15 protein-coding genes are annotated in these 12,559 nt (G+C 64.0%); 5 read left to right on the forward strand and 10 right to left on the reverse strand.

The window, feature by feature from the left end; all coding sequences use genetic code 11:
* Positions 1-118: 118 nt before the first annotated feature.
* Both DW2_RS09535 and DW2_RS09540 read left to right on the forward strand, forming a co-directional pair.
* Positions 119-667 carry a sigma-70 family RNA polymerase sigma factor gene (locus tag DW2_RS09535; protein ID WP_038145916.1) on the forward strand — a complete coding sequence of 183 codons (549 nt, stop codon included), beginning with the start codon at positions 119-121 and terminating at the stop codon, positions 665-667.
* Positions 664-1,293, forward strand: a complete 630-nt coding sequence (locus DW2_RS09540; RefSeq protein WP_038145763.1) for an NrsF family protein — start codon at positions 664-666, stop codon at positions 1,291-1,293. The genes DW2_RS09535 and DW2_RS09540 overlap by 4 nt, the downstream gene beginning before the upstream one ends.
* A 3-nt stretch (positions 1,294-1,296) precedes the next feature.
* On the opposite strand, the gene DW2_RS09545 is transcribed toward DW2_RS09540, so the two are convergent.
* The 3 genes from DW2_RS09545 to DW2_RS09555 all read right to left on the reverse strand — a co-directional run bounded on the left by DW2_RS09545 (position 1,297) and on the right by DW2_RS09555 (position 4,972).
* A complete protein-coding gene (locus DW2_RS09545; RefSeq protein ID WP_038145765.1) occupies positions 1,297-2,082 on the reverse strand; it encodes a 3'(2'),5'-bisphosphate nucleotidase CysQ in 786 nt (261 codons plus the stop codon).
* A complete protein-coding gene (locus DW2_RS09550; protein WP_038145767.1) occupies positions 2,069-3,418 on the reverse strand; it encodes a TldD/PmbA family protein in 1,350 nt (449 codons plus the stop codon). The genes DW2_RS09545 and DW2_RS09550 overlap by 14 nt, the downstream gene beginning before the upstream one ends.
* 69 nt (positions 3,419-3,487) lie before the next feature.
* The gene (locus tag DW2_RS09555) at positions 3,488-4,972 is read right to left on the reverse strand and encodes a DUF2125 domain-containing protein (protein ID WP_162178894.1); all 1,485 of its coding nucleotides are present in this window, start codon (positions 4,970-4,972) and stop codon (positions 3,488-3,490) included.
* Positions 4,973-5,088: 116 nt separating this feature from the next.
* On the opposite strand from DW2_RS09555, the gene DW2_RS09560 reads away from it, so the two are divergent.
* Entirely contained in the window at positions 5,089-5,703 is a 615-nt protein-coding gene (locus tag DW2_RS09560; protein ID WP_038145772.1) for an enoyl-CoA hydratase/isomerase family protein, read from the forward strand.
* Positions 5,704-5,759: 56 nt separating this feature from the next.
* Here the strand turns inward: DW2_RS09560 and DW2_RS09565 are convergent, their stop codons facing one another.
* From DW2_RS09565 to DW2_RS19060, 4 genes are all read right to left on the reverse strand, one after another.
* Positions 5,760-6,101, reverse strand: a complete 342-nt coding sequence (locus DW2_RS09565; RefSeq protein ID WP_038145774.1) for a DUF2853 family protein — start codon at positions 6,099-6,101, stop codon at positions 5,760-5,762.
* 84 nt (positions 6,102-6,185) lie between these two features.
* The gene (locus DW2_RS09570; RefSeq protein ID WP_038145775.1) at positions 6,186-6,527 is read right to left on the reverse strand and encodes a TraR/DksA family transcriptional regulator; all 342 of its coding nucleotides are present in this window, start codon (positions 6,525-6,527) and stop codon (positions 6,186-6,188) included.
* Positions 6,528-6,639: 112 nt separating this feature from the next.
* Positions 6,640-8,031 (reverse strand): adenosylhomocysteinase, encoded by a 1,392-nt coding sequence (gene ahcY / locus DW2_RS09575; RefSeq protein ID WP_038145776.1) that lies wholly within the window; start codon positions 8,029-8,031, stop codon positions 6,640-6,642.
* A 75-nt stretch (positions 8,032-8,106) separates the two neighbouring features.
* Positions 8,107-8,604, reverse strand: a complete 498-nt coding sequence (locus DW2_RS19060; RefSeq protein ID WP_051855784.1) for a hypothetical protein — start codon at positions 8,602-8,604, stop codon at positions 8,107-8,109.
* Positions 8,605-8,781: 177 nt separating this feature from the next.
* Here DW2_RS19060 and DW2_RS09585 point away from each other — a divergent pair, with 177 nt between their 5' ends.
* Positions 8,782-9,366, forward strand: coding sequence for an HD domain-containing protein (locus tag DW2_RS09585; protein ID WP_038145777.1), 585 nt, complete (start codon positions 8,782-8,784; stop codon positions 9,364-9,366).
* Between the two features lie 50 nt (positions 9,367-9,416).
* Here DW2_RS09585 and DW2_RS09590 read toward each other — a convergent pair whose 3' ends face one another.
* The 3 genes from DW2_RS09590 to DW2_RS09600 form a co-directional block, all read right to left on the reverse strand.
* Positions 9,417-9,725 carry an H-NS histone family protein gene (locus DW2_RS09590; protein WP_038145778.1) on the reverse strand — a complete coding sequence of 103 codons (309 nt, stop codon included), beginning with the start codon at positions 9,723-9,725 and terminating at the stop codon, positions 9,417-9,419.
* A gap of 69 nt (positions 9,726-9,794) precedes the next feature.
* Positions 9,795-10,349 carry an ActR/PrrA/RegA family redox response regulator transcription factor gene (locus DW2_RS09595; protein WP_038145781.1) on the reverse strand — a complete coding sequence of 185 codons (555 nt, stop codon included), beginning with the start codon at positions 10,347-10,349 and terminating at the stop codon, positions 9,795-9,797.
* A gap of 61 nt (positions 10,350-10,410) precedes the next feature.
* Entirely contained in the window at positions 10,411-11,067 is a 657-nt protein-coding gene (locus tag DW2_RS09600; protein WP_038145783.1) for an SCO family protein, read from the reverse strand.
* A gap of 106 nt (positions 11,068-11,173) precedes the next feature.
* Here DW2_RS09600 and regB point away from each other — a divergent pair, with 106 nt between their 5' ends.
* Positions 11,174-12,556 (forward strand): sensor histidine kinase RegB, encoded by a 1,383-nt coding sequence (gene regB, locus DW2_RS09605; protein ID WP_038145785.1) that lies wholly within the window; start codon positions 11,174-11,176, stop codon positions 12,554-12,556.
* Positions 12,557-12,559 lie beyond the last annotated feature (3 nt).

Below are 12,559 nucleotides of genomic sequence, written 5' to 3' on the forward strand. Positions count from 1 at the left end.
TCCTGACTGCTCTTCGCAACGGATCGCGAATGCGTTACATGCTCACGGCAGCGTGATCGAAAAAGTTTTTCCCTCGCGCTGTAACGAATGCATGATCGGCGCCGAAAGGAAGGCGATGATGCATGATCGGAAGGCTGACTGGTCGCAGCTCTTGCGGGCTGCCAACGCAGGCGATACCCGCGCCTACGGGCTCTTCCTGCATGCGGTGACCCCGGTCCTGCGCAGTGTCGTCCGGTCCCGGGGGACGGGGCTCGGCGAGGCCGATTGCGAGGATGTTGTGCAAGAGGTGCTGCTCGCCATTCATCTGAAGCGTCACACCTGGCGCGAGGACGAGCCCGCCGCGCCCTGGTGCTACGCGATCGCGCGTCACAAGGTCGTGGATGCGTTCCGGCGGCGCGGCCGGCGCATTCATCTCCCGGTGGAGGATTTCGCCGAGGTCCTGCCCGCCGCGCCCGAGGCCGATCCTACGGAAAAGGCCGATATAGAGAGGTTTATTTCCCATCTCGAGCCGCGCGCCGCGCAATTGGTGCGCGCGATCGGGCTCGATGGGAAGAGCATCGCCGAGACCGGCGAGGAACTTGAAATGAGCGAGGGCGCCGTGCGGGTCATGCTGCATCGCAGCCTGAAGAAACTGGCGGCGCTTCGAGAGAGGCTGATCGAGATATGAAAACGGACGAGTTGCTGACACTTCTGGAACGCGACAAGCTGCGTGAGCCGCAGGCGGGTCAGGCGCTGCGCGTGTGGCTGGGGCCTGCGCTCATCCTCTCGGCCGTGGCGATGATGCTGCTTTTCGGGATCCGTTTTCCGATGCAGAAGACCCTGTTGACGCCGGAAATCGCGCCGAAATTCTATCTTCCGCTCCTCATTGGCCTGATCGCGACGCCGGTCGCATTGCGTCTGGCGCGTCCGCTTGGGCGCGTGCGGCTCGGCTGGATCTGGATTTTCCCGCTGCTCGGGATCGCCTTGCTCGGCTATGCCTATGTGACGACGCCGGCGGATGAGCGGGTGGCGGATTTCACCGGGCAGACGATTCTGCCCTGCCTCCTCTCGGTGCCGCTTTTCTCGGCCCCGATGCTCGGTGCGCTCATTCTGAGCCTGCGCAAGGGCGCGGTGATGGCGCCCGAACGCGCCGGAGCTCTTGCCGGGCTTGCGGCGGGCGGGCTCGGCACGGCGATCTATGCGCTCCATTGCACCGAGGACAGCCCGCTCTTCTATGTCACCTGGTACGGGGCCGGGATCGGGTTGACCGTCCTGATCGGGATGTTTCTGGGGCGTAAATTCCTGCGCTGGTAGGCTCTATCCCGGCCAAGAGGCGAGTTTTTCCAGGAAAGCATCATGCAGCGACGGGTTGGAGACGATCAGCCCGTCGGATTGCGGCAAGGCGCGATTGAAGCGCAGCGGCGCGCCGCGCTGGTCGGTCGCGCGAAGCCCGGCGCGCTCGGCGATGAGGCTGCCCGCGGCGATGTCCCATTCCCAGGCCTTGCGCAGCGAAATCGTCGCGTCGAACTTCCCCTCGGCCACGAGGCAGAGCCGCCAGGCGAGCGAGGGCCGGAAGCTGCGCCGATAGGCTGGCGGTCCGTCGCGCCAATGCGCAGGGTCGTCGGAGAGTTTCGAGGTCAGGACGCTCGCGCCCTCCAAAGCCGCGCGCGTGCCGGGCTGCAGCGGTTTGCCGTTGAGCAGCGCGGGACCGTCGACGGTGGCGCTGTAGGTCAGGCCATGCACCGGGAGATGCACGACGCCGGCGACGATCTCCCCCTCGCGTGCCACCGCCAGCGCATGGGAAAACCCGCCATCGCCATTGAGAAAGGCGCGCGTCCCGTCGATCGGATCAACGATGAAGGTCGCGCTTGCAGCCAGTCGCGCGGGGTCGTCGGCACTTTCCTCCGACAGCCAGCCGTAATCGGGACGGGCGCCGCGCAGCTTGTCCTCGAGGAGCGCATTCACCGCGAGATCGGCCTCCGAGACCGGGCCGGCGCCGCCGCCCTTGTCCCAGGCTTCGGGCGCCTTCTTCCAGAAGGAGAGCGCAAGCTCACCGGCCTTAACGGCGGCCTCGCTCAGCAATTCGAGATCAGTCTCCGGCAAGGGTCATCCCCTCGACGAGAAGTGAGGGCACGACATGGCTCAGATGAAGCCGCGCGTCGTTGGCCGGGCGCAGGCTGCGCAGCATGTCGCGCAGATTTCCCGCGATCGTGCATTCATTGACCGGGTAGACCGGGACGCCGTTCTCGACCCAGAAGCCGGAAGCGCCGCGCGAATAATCCCCGGTATTGGGGTTGATCGTGGCCCCGATGAAGGAGGTCACCAGCAGGCCGGTTCCCATCTCCGCGAGAAGATCGTCGCGGCTCTGCGTGCCCTGGGTGAGACGCACGTTTCCGACACCGGGCGAGGGCGGGGCGGAGGTGCCTCGGCCGGCATTGGCGGTCGATTGCAGCCCGAGCTTGCGGGCGGTGGCGAGATCGAGCGTCCAGCTGCGCAGAACGCCGTTCTCCACGATGGCGCGCGGTGCGGTGCGAAGCCCTTCCGCATCGAAGGGGCGCGAGCCGGAGGTCCGCTTGCGATGCGGCTCCTCGGTGAGCGAGAGCGCTTCGGGCAGCACCTGTTCGTCCATCGCATCGCGCAGCCAGGAGGCCCCGCGCGCGATCGCCTGCCCGTTGATCGCCGCGAGCAGATGGCCGATCAGGCTGCCCGAGACCCGCTCGTCGATCAGCACCGGATAGGCGCCGGTCTTGGGACGGCGCGGGTTCGCGCGGGCCACGGCGCGTTCGCCCGCGAGTTCGCCGACCTCGCGCGCGCTCGGCAGATCGGCCTGGAAGACGCGGCTCTCGGCGGCCCAGTCGCGTTCCATCGACAGGCCCTCGCCGGAGATCGCGACCGCCGAGACCGAGCGCGAACTGCGATCATAGCCGCCCTCGAAACCGTTCGAGGCGGCGAGATGCATTCGGCGGTAGGAATAGGCGGCGGAGGCCGATTGCACCTGCGATACCCCCGAGACGGCGAGCGCGGCGGCCTCGGCTTCGAGCGCATCGCTCTGCAGCTCGGCGGCCGAGGGCTCGCGGCCCGGATCGGCCAGCTCCATGTCGTGAGCGTCGCGGATATCCGAAAGCTGGGCGGGATCGGCGAGCCCGATGAAAGGATCCTCGGGGGCCTCGCGGGCCATCGCCACGGCGCGTTCGGCCATCTCGGTCATCGTGCGCTCCGAGATGTCGGAGGCCGAGACGCAGGCCTGCTTGCCGCCGAAAAGGACGCGCAGGCCCAGCTCGATCCCCTCGGAGCGTTCGGCCTGTTCCAGCTTGCCCTCGCGCACGTCGATCGCGACCGATCTTCCATCCACCGCGATCGCGTCCGCCGCGGGCGCGCCTGCACGCTTGGCCGCCGCCAGCAGGGCCTGCGTGAGATCGGGGAGTGACTGCTCGCTCATGTTCACCTCTTGAGAAAGAGTGAAGCCGCCCGGTCCACCCGGACGGCTTCACGCCCTGTTGGAGCTTTCTTACTGGACGCGCTGGCCGTTGACGAGGATTTCTCCGCCATCCTTGAACTCGACCTTCGATTCATAGGCGTCTTCGCCCGTCGGTTTGGCATAGAGCCCAAGCATCATGCGCGCGAACATGATCTGGTCCTGCGGCACGAGGCCCATCTCGACCAGCTTGTCCATCAACCCGTTCGCGCCGCTGAGGGTCAGGTCGATCACGCCCTTGGGCATCGGGAGCGGGCCGCCATTGCGGATCTCGAGCGAACCGGTACCGTTCAGGTCCGCCCCGACCATCGAGAGCTTGAGCCTGTTGATATCGACCGTCTTCACCTCGATTGGCGGGCTGGGCATCTTCGCCACTTCCGGCGAGAAGAGATCCGCGCCGAGCGTCATCTGGCCGCTCAGGTCGATCGCGAGCGTCGCCGGATCGCGCGGCAGTTTTCCGGTCGGGTCGAACATGTTCCAAAGATCGTCGGTGGCGGTCAGGCCATTCAGCGAGAGCTTCGCCTTGAAGGGCTGCGCCGCCTCATCCTTGGAGACCGGCATCATGAAATCCATATCGGCGGAGTCGATGGCGAGCTTGACCGGGAAGGGAAGCTCCTTCGTCGTCATCTCGAGAGCGCTGCCCTTGCTGGCCCCGGAGAAATGCATGCCCTCCTTGGAGAAGGTCATATCGAGGTTGCCGCCCTCGCCCGAGCTCTTCTGCGAGACCGGTCCGTCGGGACTGTCGATATTCACCGAATGGCTTGAGCTGGCAAATTTGATCGCCATCTCGATCTTCGCCCCGGCATTGAGCGCCTCGTCGAGCTTCTCCATCGGCACGCCGCTCGGCAGGAGGAAATTGCCGTCATAGGTGACGTCGGTGAACTCGCCGTCGAAATTGAACGTGCCGCCGGATTCGGGATCGGCCCCGGAGGCGGAGTATTTCACCAGGCCCGTCTTGACCGAGGACTTCACGCTATCCGCGTCGCCCTTCAGCATCTCGTAGCGCCCGGTCGTGTTCTCCATCGAGAGCCAGATCTTGATCGGCAGGTTCTTGTCCTGCGTGCTCGCCTGATCCATCTCGAGCGTGATCTTCGGCGCGTCGATATCGTAGATCATGTCCTCGGGCGTGCCCGAAACCACCAGCTTGGTGCCGGTCTGGGTCATCACCATGTCGAGCTCCACCGGGGGCTCGTCGGGCACATCGGCGCGGGCGATGCCGGTCATCTTCTCGGAGACGCTCGCCTCGACCGAGCCGTCGCCGCGATCGCGCAGGCGGATCTCGGGGATCGTCATGTCGAAGCTTGACCCTTCGACGGAATTGACGAGCTTCACATCCGAGATCGTGAGCACATCGCCCGCCCGGTCGCTCTTGCCGACGGTGACGTCGTAGCCATAGGTTTCGTAGCCCTTTTCCCAGGCTTGCCAGACCTGTTCGGGCGTCACATCCGCGAAGGCCGCCGTGCCCGAGAGCAATGCCGCGCAGACCGTGCCCGATGCAGCGGTTTTCAACCAAGCCATGACGAAACCTTTCCTCAAACCCGAAATCGCGCTCATCCTCCCCTTGCCATGCGTGATGGTCAAGGGCCCGGAGCGCTGATAGATCGGTTGGGGGATAGCGAATTCGGGAGGGAGACATGATCCGCCACGAGACCAGGGACCGGCTGTGGATCGTCACGATAGACCGGCCCGAGAAGGCCAATTCGCTCACGCGCGAAATGCTGGGTCAGATCGCGGATCTCGCGGACCGCGCGGCCGAAGACGGGGCGCGGGTCTTCGTTCTGACCGGCGCGGGCAAGGTGTTCTCGGCCGGGGCGGATCTCGACGAGGCGCGGGCCGGGCTGGCGACCGATCCGATCTGGGAACGGCTCTCGGGCGCGATCGCCGCGCTGCCCTGCCTGACCATCGCCGCGCTCAACGGCACGCTGGCGGGAGGCGCGATGGGGATGGTCCTCGCCTGCGATCTGCGTATCGCGGTGCCGGGCGCGAAATTCTTCTATCCGGTGATGAAGCTGGGCTTCCTGCCCCAGCCTTCCGATCCTGCGCGCATGGCCGCCCTGATCGGCCCGGCGCGCAGCAAGATGATCCTGATGGCCGGGCAGAAGATCGAGGCCGAGGAGGCGCGTCAGTGGGGCCTGATCGACCGGGTCGTCGCCCCCGAGGCGCTCGCTCAGGCGGTCGAGGATCTCGCGGCCGATGCGCTTGGCGCGACACCCACCCATGTGGCCGGGATCAAGCTTCTGGTGCCCTGACAGGAAAACGGCCCGGCGGGGTGCCGGGCCGAACGGGATTTCGAGGGTGCGTCCGCTCAGGCGTAGACGCTTTCCTTCCCGAAATGCTTGGTCAGCATGTAGTAGACCACCGCGCGATACTTGTTGCGCTCCGAACGGCCGTAGGTCTCGATCACGGAGTCGATCGCGTCCATCAGTTGAGGGCTGTCCGAGAGGCCGAGTTTCTTGACGAGGAAGTTGTTCTTCACCGTTTCAAGCTCGCCCTTGTCCGAGCCCGCCACGGTCGAGGCGTCGGCATCGTAGATCGAAGGGCCGCAGCCGATCGTGACCTTGGTCAGAAGGCCCATATCCGGATCCATGCCACATTTGTTCTTGAGATCATCGGCGTATTTCGCGATCAGCTCGTCTCTTTTTCCCATTTGTCTCACCTGTTGGAAGTCTTGCCGTCCGAAATTGAGGCTCGGGAAGCGTAAGACGAGATAGACAAATTACAAAGACAAAACTCAGCCGCTGCGGCAGGCGACGCATTGGGTGAAGGTCGGGTCGAGTTCGAGGCGCTTGAAGGGGATCGGCTCGCCGCAGCTTTCGCAATAGCCGAACTCACCCTCGGCCATGCGCGCAAGCGCGGCCTCTATCGCGGTGATCCGGCTCTGGCGGCGCGCATCGACGGCGTTCGCCATCGCCTGGTTCTGCATCGCATCCATGCGCGAGAGCCTCCCGACGCTTTGCTGGTCGAGTTCGACCGGACGGCGCGCTTCGGCGGTGCCCGCCGAGTCCGCCCGCAGATGGGCAAGCTCGCGTTCCAGTTCCGGACGGAAGAGTTCGGCCATTTGCTCCGGGTTCATCTCCGCTTCCTCCGTCTGTCGCGTTGGGCGAAGCGTAGCAAGGCAGGAGAGGTCCGACAAATGAAGAACCGCGCCCGAAGGCGCGGTCCCGGATGACGCCTTTTGGCGGGCGTCAGTAGCGGTAGTGCTCGGGCTTGAAGGGCCCTTCGACGGTGACGCCGATATAGTCGGCCTGGTCGGCGCGCAGCTCGGTCAGCTTGGCGCCGATCTTCGCCAGATGCAGCCGTGCGACCTTCTCGTCGAGATGCTTGGGCAGGATATAGACGCCCGGCGCATAGTCGTCGCCCTTGGTCCAGAGCTCAATCTGGGCCAGCACCTGGTTGGTGAAGCTCGCCGACATCACGAAGCTCGGATGGCCGGTGGCGTTGCCGAGGTTCAGCAGGCGCCCTTCGGACAGCAGGATGATCCGCGCGCCCGAGGGCATCTCGATCATGTCCACCTGGTCCTTGATGTTGGTCCATTTGTGGTTCTTGAGGCTGGCGACCTGAATTTCGTTGTCGAAATGGCCGATATTGCCGACAATCGCCATGTCCTTCATCTGGCGCATGTGCTCGATGCGGATGACGTCCTTGTTGCCGGTGGTGGTGATGAAAATGTCGGCGCTGTCGACCACGTCTTCCAGCGTGACCACCTCGAACCCGTCCATCGCCGCCTGCAGCGCGCAGATCGGATCGACCTCGGTCACCTTCACGCGCGCACCCGCGCCACGCAGCGACGCGGCCGAGCCCTTGCCCACATCGCCGTAACCGCAGACGACGGCGACCTTGCCGGCCATCATCACGTCGGTGGCGCGGCGGATGCCGTCGACGAGGCTTTCCTTGCAGCCGTACTTGTTGTCGAATTTCGACTTGGTGACGCTATCGTTCACGTTGATCGCCGGGAAGGGCAGCAGGCCCTTCTTGTGCAGGTCATAGAGACGATGCACGCCGGTCGTGGTCTCTTCCGAGACGCCCTGGATCGCGTCGCGCTGCTTGGTGAACCAGCCGGGGCTCTGGGCGAGGCGTTTCTTGATCTGTGCGAACAGCGCCTCTTCCTCTTCCGAGGTCGGGACGGCGATCAGGTCTTCCTCGCCATTCTCGACGCGCGCGCCGAGCAGGATATAGAGCGTCGCATCCCCGCCATCGTCGAGGATCATGTTGCAGGTGCCTTCCTCGAACTGGAAGATCTTGTCCGTGTAGGACCAGTATTCCTCCAGCGTCTCGCCCTTGATCGCGAAGACCGGGGTGCCGCCCGCGGCGATCGCGGCCGCCGCGTGATCCTGGGTCGAGAAGATGTTGCACGACGCCCAGCGGACATCGGCGCCGAGCGCCTTGAGCGTCTCGATCAGCACGGCGGTCTGCACCGTCATGTGCAGCGAGCCCGCAATGCGCGCGCCCTTGAGCGGCCGGCTTTTCCCGAATTCCTCGCGGCAGGCCATCAGGCCCGGCATCTCTGTTTCGGCAATGTCCAGTTCCTTGCGGCCATAATCGGCGAGCGCAATATCCTTGATGATGTAATCGGCCATGTACGGCTCCCGGATTTGATTTCGGGAGCTATGTAGCACCGGGTCCTTAACGCGGCAACAAAGCGCCAGAATCCGTTACGTCGCGGGAAGGATACCCTCGCGATGGAGCAGAGCGACGGGGTTCTGCCCCTGTTTCCAGCCCATGCCCGAGGACACGACGCAAGACACGCCGTCGGGACGCGTATAGACCGCCGTCCAGGTCCCCATCATCGAGGACGCCCAGAGTTCGACCGACCGCCGGTTGTCGATCGCCTGCTTCACGCGCGGGGATTCCGCGAAATCGTGCTTGAGGACCTCAAGCAGTTTCGGCCGGTGATCGCAAAACGGGGTCTCGGCGTTCTGCGCCTCGCCGATGGTTTCGATCTTGTCGAAGGCCGACAGGTCGCCATAGGGGATGTTCCCGCCGATATCGTCCATCGGCCGGCCGTCACCCTGATAGCCGTCGAGCATGATCTCGCGCGGCGTCCGGTCGAGTGGATTCATATCGTTGCTGACCCGTGCCAGCGAGATCGTGGCCGGGACGCTCATCGCGATAATGCCAGCCGCCAGAATGGTTTTTTTCGAGGCCTTCATCGGAGTCCTCCACGTTTGTCTGTCTTGGGAGGCAAACTCACGCCGGGTTCAAATGTTCCCTCTTGACTGCGCGTTTACACCGGGGGCGGGCTTGGGTAGTGACGTCGCAGCCATGTCCGGCGAGGGCCGCCCGGCCCTGGCGACCCGCATTTTTTCGAGGAAACAGACGGTGATCTCATGAAACGCGCCTGGCAGAGAATGCTTTCGGGACGCAGACTCGACCTGCTGGATCCGACCCCTGTCGATATCGAGATCGAGGATATCGCGCATGGGCTCGCCTTCGTTGCGCGATGGAACGGGCAGACCTTCGGCGACTGGCCCTATTCGGTGGCCGAGCACTCGCTGCTCGTCGAACAGATCTTCTCGCAACAGAACCCGAAAACCGATCCGCGCTGGAAGCTCGCGGCGCTTTTGCACGATGCGCCCGAATATGTGCTGGGGGATATGATCAGCCCGGTCAAGGCGACGATCGGCGAGGGCTATGGCGCGCTCGATGCGAAACTCATCGCGGCGGTGCATATCCGGTTCGGCCTGCCTGCCGCATTGCCCGTGAGGATCAAGCGGGCGATCAAGAAGGCCGATATCGTTTCGGCACGACTCGAGGCGGAACAGATCGCCGGATTTTCCGCCAAGGAAGCGGACAAGATATTCGGCCGGATCGACTCCGAATATGGCGAGAGTTTCAAGATCCGGTTGCGCCCGCCATCCGAAGTGCGCGCGGATTACACGGCGCGGCACGCAGCGCTTCTGACCGAGATCTGAAACGAATTATCCCCGCCAAAAGGGCGGGGATATTCAAATCTTTCGATTTGTCAGATTTTCAGATCGTCGAGCGATTTTCCGCTGTCGAGCGCTTCCTGCACCCAGCGGGGCTTGCGGCCGCGACCGGTCCAGGTCTGGCTCTGATCGTCCGGATTGGCGTATTTCGGCGCGACGATGCGGCGCGGCTTGTTCGATCCGGCGCCGGTCAGTTCCGCCAGAGAAAAGCCCATGTCGCGCGCGGCCTTTTCAAGCTTGTCGAGCGCTTCTTTCTTCTTGCGCTCTTCGAAATTGTCGATCGCCTTGTCAACTTGCTTGCGCAGGGTTTTCAGTTCTTCAAGAGACATATTTTCAAGGTTCATTCGGTCGCTCCTGATGTTTTCAGGAGCTATAATCGCATGTTTTATTAATTTTCAATCAATATTTTTAAATCAGCGCGGACTGCGCTTTGCCAGAATGCGTTGAAGCGTCCGGCGATGCATATTCAGACGGCGGGCCGTTTCCGAGACATTCCGGTCGCACAGTTCGTATACGCGCTGGATATGTTCCCACCGGACGCGGTCGGCGCTCATCGGATTTTCCGGAGGCGGCGGGGCGGTCTCGCCCTTTGCCAGAAGCGCATTGGTCACGTCGGTCGCATCGGCGGGTTTCGAGATGTAATCGGTCGCGCCCATTTTCACCGCGGCCACGGCGGTCGCGATCGCGCCATAGCCGGTCAGCACCACGATGCGCGCATCCTGGCGTTTCTCGCGCAGCGCCTCGACCACGTCGAGACCGTTGCCGTCCTCGAGACGGAGGTCGATCACTGCATAGGCAGGCGGATCGCTCTGCACGATCGCGAGCCCCGCCGCGACGGTCTCGGCGGTCTTGGGCTCGAAGCCGCGCTTTTCCATCGCGCGGGCGAGCCGCGTGAGGAAGGGTACGTCGTCATCGACGAGAAGAAGAGACTTGTCCGGCCCGATATCCGCGCTGCTATCCTCGGCCATGAAAGATCTCCGATCCGTTATTCCCCATGCGTTTTAAGCGCTGGCTTCGCCGTGGTCAAACTCAGCTTGCGCTATCGGCGCCCGCCTCATTCCACGCGTCGATGAAACAGCCGATCCGGTCCGCCATGTCTTCCGGTTTCGCATCGCGGTTGAAGTATTCGACAAAGCCGATCTTCGGAAAGACGAGATAGCTCTGCGTCGAGTGGTCGATCAGCGTGTAGGGGTCGTTCGGGTCCTGAACCTTGAAATAGGTGCGGTATTCCTGCGAGACCTTCTTGACCTGTTCGGGCGTGCCGGTGAGGCCGATCATCTTCGGATGCATCAGGTCGGTGAACTGGCGCAGCAGTTCCGGAGTGTCGCGCGCCGGGTCGATCGAGATGAAGACCGGGGTGATCGAATAGCCGTGATCTTCCAGAAGCGTGACGGCCTCGGCGTTGCGCGCATTGTCGAGCGGGCAGACATCCGGGCAATAGGTATAACCGAAATAGAGAAGGCTGGGCTCGGTGATGACATCCTTATCCGTCACCGTCTTGCCGTTCTCGTCGGTCAGTGTGAACGGCCCGCCGATCGCGCCCGCACCACCGGCCACCACGCTCGAGCGGCATTGCGCAAAGATGTCTTCGCCGGCATGGCGCGTGCTCGCAAACCAGGTGAAACCAAGACCCGCGACCACGGCAAGCGCGGCGCCGATCGCCGAAAATTTCGCGATATTCTTCATTCGTCCCTGAGCTCCCTTGCCGTGCATTGATTGCGCGAAGAGGGACGATTATCAATGATTTCGTGCCGTGCTCGGCCAAATTGTGCGCTTTTGACGCGGAGGTGACATGGCCCGAAGCCTGGAGGTCCGACCGGGACCGGCCGAGATGCATCACGACTGGGTCCGCCTGCGCACGCTGATCTTTCTGCGCTGGACCGCGATTGCGGGGCAGCTCGGCGCGATCTTCGTCACCTATTACGTCTACGATATCGCGCTCGACCTGCCGCTCTGTCTGGCGACGGTCGGGGCGTCGGTCGCGGCCAATATCGTCTCGATCCTTCTGTTTCCGGACACCAAGCGCCTCACCCAGACCGAGGCCGCGGCGATGCTCCTGTTCGACATGGCGCAGCTCGCATTGCTGCTCTCGATAACGGGCGGGATGAACAACCCCTTCGCGCTGCTGATCCTCGTGCCGGTGACGATCGGGGCGACCGCGCTCGAACGCTCCGCCACGATCTTCCTCGGCCTTGCGACAATGGTGATGATCTCGGTCGTGGCACTGGTCTACCTGCCGCTGGTCACGAAGACCGGCGAGGTGATCGCGGTCCCCGTCGTCTTCGAATTCGGCTACTGGCTGGCGATCGTCATCGGCGTGGCCTTTCTCGGGGCCTATGCGCACAAGGTCTCGAGCGAGATCCGTTCGATGGGAGAGGCGCTGAGGGCGACGCAGCTGGCCCTTGCGCGCGAGCAGAAGCTGACCGATCTGGGCGGCGTTGTGGCCGCGGCCGCGCATGAGCTGGGAACGCCGCTCGCCACCATCAAACTGGTCAGCTCGGAACTTGCCGACGAGCTCGACGACGCGCCCGAACTTCGCGAGGACGCGCTGCTGATCCGGCAGCAGGCCGAGCGGTGCCGCGACATCCTCCAGTCGATGGGCCGGGTCGGCAAGGACGACCTGCATATGCGCAGCGCGCCCTTGATCGCGGTGCTGCGCGAGGCGGCCGAACCGCATCTCGCCCGGGGGATCGACGTGCGCTTCGATGCCCATCCCGCCCCCGGCGGGAGCGAACGCCAGCCGACCGTCTATCGCTATCCGGAACTGATCCACGCCCTACGCAACTTCATCCAGAACGCGGTGGATTTCGCCCGCACCACGGTCTGGATCGAGGCCGAATGGCGCGCCGAGACGATCACCGTGAGGGTGAGCGACGACGGCAAGGGCTTTCCCGCGAACGTGCTCAGCCGGATCGGCGACCCGTTCCTGCAGCCGCGCGCCAACGCGTCCGAACGCAAGGAATACGAGGGGATGGGCCTCGGGGTCTTCATCGCGAAGACGCTCCTCGAACGTACCGGTGGCCGGCTCAGATTCGCGAATGGTGCAGGCCCGCGCGCCGTCGATCCCGACAATCCCCGGCCGACGGGGGCGATGGTGGAGGTGACATGGCCCGCCGCGCGGCTTCTTGCACGCAAGGAGGATGCGCTCGGGTTCAACCAGCCCATCGAGCTCTGAGCG

The organism is Thioclava atlantica, assembly GCF_000737065.1.
In the GTDB taxonomy this organism is placed as follows: Bacteria; Pseudomonadota; Alphaproteobacteria; order Rhodobacterales; family Rhodobacteraceae; genus Thioclava; species Thioclava atlantica.

What these genes read in the sequence shown, in the direction of transcription:
- DW2_RS09590 (WP_038145778.1), bottom strand. Translation starts at nt 9,725, where the DNA reads ATGAACCTTGAAAATATGTCTCTTGAAGAACTGAAAACCCTGCGCAAG.
- DW2_RS09550 (WP_038145767.1), bottom strand. Translation starts at nt 3,418, where the DNA reads ATGAGCGAGCAGTCACTCCCCGATCTCACGCAGGCCCTGCTGGCGGCG.
- DW2_RS09600 (WP_038145783.1), bottom strand. Translation starts at nt 11,067, where the DNA reads ATGAAGAATATCGCGAAATTTTCGGCGATCGGCGCCGCGCTTGCCGTG.
- DW2_RS09540 (WP_038145763.1), top strand. Translation starts at nt 664, where the DNA reads ATGAAAACGGACGAGTTGCTGACACTTCTGGAACGCGACAAGCTGCGT.
- DW2_RS09565 (WP_038145774.1), bottom strand. Translation starts at nt 6,101, where the DNA reads ATGGGAAAAAGAGACGAGCTGATCGCGAAATACGCCGATGATCTCAAG.
- DW2_RS19060 (WP_051855784.1), bottom strand. Translation starts at nt 8,604, where the DNA reads ATGAAGGCCTCGAAAAAAACCATTCTGGCGGCTGGCATTATCGCGATG.
- DW2_RS09560 (WP_038145772.1), top strand. Translation starts at nt 5,089, where the DNA reads ATGATCCGCCACGAGACCAGGGACCGGCTGTGGATCGTCACGATAGAC.
- DW2_RS09585 (WP_038145777.1), top strand. Translation starts at nt 8,782, where the DNA reads ATGAAACGCGCCTGGCAGAGAATGCTTTCGGGACGCAGACTCGACCTG.
- DW2_RS09570 (WP_038145775.1), bottom strand. Translation starts at nt 6,527, where the DNA reads ATGAACCCGGAGCAAATGGCCGAACTCTTCCGTCCGGAACTGGAACGC.
- DW2_RS09535 (WP_038145916.1), top strand. Translation starts at nt 119, where the DNA reads ATGCATGATCGGAAGGCTGACTGGTCGCAGCTCTTGCGGGCTGCCAAC.
- regB (WP_038145785.1), top strand. Translation starts at nt 11,174, where the DNA reads ATGGCCCGAAGCCTGGAGGTCCGACCGGGACCGGCCGAGATGCATCAC.
- DW2_RS09555 (WP_162178894.1), bottom strand. Translation starts at nt 4,972, where the DNA reads ATGGCTTGGTTGAAAACCGCTGCATCGGGCACGGTCTGCGCGGCATTG.
- DW2_RS09595 (WP_038145781.1), bottom strand. Translation starts at nt 10,349, where the DNA reads ATGGCCGAGGATAGCAGCGCGGATATCGGGCCGGACAAGTCTCTTCTT.
- ahcY (WP_038145776.1), bottom strand. Translation starts at nt 8,031, where the DNA reads ATGGCCGATTACATCATCAAGGATATTGCGCTCGCCGATTATGGCCGC.